This window comes from Bacillota bacterium, from assembly GCA_012837285.1.
Classification (GTDB): domain Bacteria; phylum Bacillota; class DTU030; order DUMP01; family DUMP01; genus DUNI01.
The window spans coordinates 1-1792 of sequence record DURJ01000144.1 but is presented as its reverse complement, the minus strand read 5'-3'; the positions used below and the strand labels follow the sequence as shown (position 1 = coordinate 1792).

Below are 1792 nucleotides of genomic sequence, written 5' to 3'. Positions count from 1 at the left end.
GCTGTAACCGTAAAATGATACAGCTGCCGGATTGGCGTCCACTATCTTCCCGCTTACCGGTTCAATCAGGAGCATAACAGCATCATGTCTATTGAACATGGTCTGCAGTCTGGTGAGGAATTCTTCTCTTTCCGCTTCTGCTTGTTTCTGGAGGGTGATATCCTTGCGTGCTCCCACAATGTACCGAACTTCACCCTCATCTAGCAATGGGCTGAGACTTACTAGCCAGTCTCTTGTACCAGCCGGAAACGTCAGCGTTTCCTCATAAGTTACAGGGCCCTTAGTGTCCACACATCTTTGATAGCTTTTCTTAAGAGCTTGTCCCAGTTCCGGGCCTAAGAGTTCAATGGGAGTTTTGTTAGCTATGTCTTCTGGGCTGTAGCCGATGAGCCTCTGGTGAGCGATGTTATTTCTTACATAGCGAAATTCCCCTCCCTCTACCCGGGCCAAGAACATGGCATCCTGAGTAGTCTGGAAAATCAGCTCCAGGTCTCGCGAAAGTTCTTTTATTTCCTGTTTCTGTTTTTCCAGCGACTGGGTATGCTCTACGTCCAGGGTAACGTCTTGAAAAATAGTGACGAAATGCTCCTTGTCGGTGGCAAAGGCGGTAACCTTGTACCACCGACCCAAAGGCTCGGCATACTGAGTGAACTGCTCTTTCCTGCCAGTAGCCACCATTTGACCATAAAGAGCTACCCAGTCCATATTGCCGCTTCTGATTCCCGGGATTACTTCTGTAATTCCTTTTCCAATAATGTCCTTTCTCTTTAGTCTGGTCATCTGCTCAAAGGCGGGATTGACATCCAGAAACACATAGTCTTCAGGCTTGCTCCGCTCATTTAACACCAACCGGTGAAAAGCATAACCAAAGGGTGCCTGTTCAAAAATGGCCGAAATTAATTCCTGTGTCATTTCTGCCACCCCTTGTTCTTTCTCCTTGTGAAAGGATGTATTGTAGTAGTCTTGTTCGACATTACTTGCCAACTTCCTCTCTTAAATTGAACATTTATCCAGTCTCGACCCCAAACGTAGGCCGCGATAGCACTCACACTGATTACATACAGCCGGCGAATCCAGCTCTTCGCCGGTTAAAGCGCAAGACCACTGGGTAAGAGAACCATTCCGATCCAAAAACCTCTTGGGTGCTAAGTAAAGACAACAATTGGCACTTGTAATTGATGGGATAGGGCAACCACCGCACGCCCATTCACAACTAAGATCTTCGTACTTAAGAAACTGGTTGGCGATGCCGCAGTGAAGCAGGTGTTCTTTGTACGGCAGCAAAAAAACGCAGTCACTAAAATGCATTTCGGGCCCTCCCCTCTGATCTTTCCAATAAATATGAAGGGCCGAATAAATTTATGTATACCGGCAAAAAAGGCGGCGGCTCTACTCACCGGCCTTTGACGTTCTTCATACCATGGATAACAACCTGATTCCGCTGCCGGAACTCAAGTAAATTCCTTAACAGGAGCTGGTAGCAGAGTCTGATGAAACTTCTACCACCCAGCAATTCCCTTTTCGAAGAAGGCTGGGCTTCTTCTTTATCTTTCGCATCGCACCTGGTTTTTTCCTCGGTTTCTTTCCCAGGGGCGGGGGTGCGTTGTCAGCTGATTACGGCTATAGCTCGGACGACGAGATGATGATCCGCCGTATTAGCGAGCAGGAGTACATGACATTAAGGAGAGTCGGTATTCCGGAAGTGAACGATTGGCGGGTAGTTTTATCTTCGGCTGGATAGCCAGCGGTGCCGACTTTAACATCTGGGCATAGGGATGAAACTTCGGGATCT

General features: G+C 47.8%; 2 protein-coding genes. One reads left to right on the top strand and one right to left on the bottom strand.

Annotated elements, in window-relative coordinates:
- A partial coding sequence (locus GX016_08340) for a PAS domain S-box protein (GenBank protein HHT71568.1) occupies nucleotides 1-912 on the bottom strand: 912 nt, incomplete at its 3' end.
- A gap of 691 nt (nucleotides 913-1603) precedes the next feature.
- Here GX016_08340 and GX016_08335 point away from each other — a divergent pair.
- Complete coding sequence (locus GX016_08335) at nucleotides 1604-1741, top strand: hypothetical protein (protein ID HHT71567.1); 138 nt, start codon at nucleotides 1604-1606, stop codon at nucleotides 1739-1741.
- The last annotated feature ends 51 nt before the right edge of the window (nucleotides 1742-1792 follow it).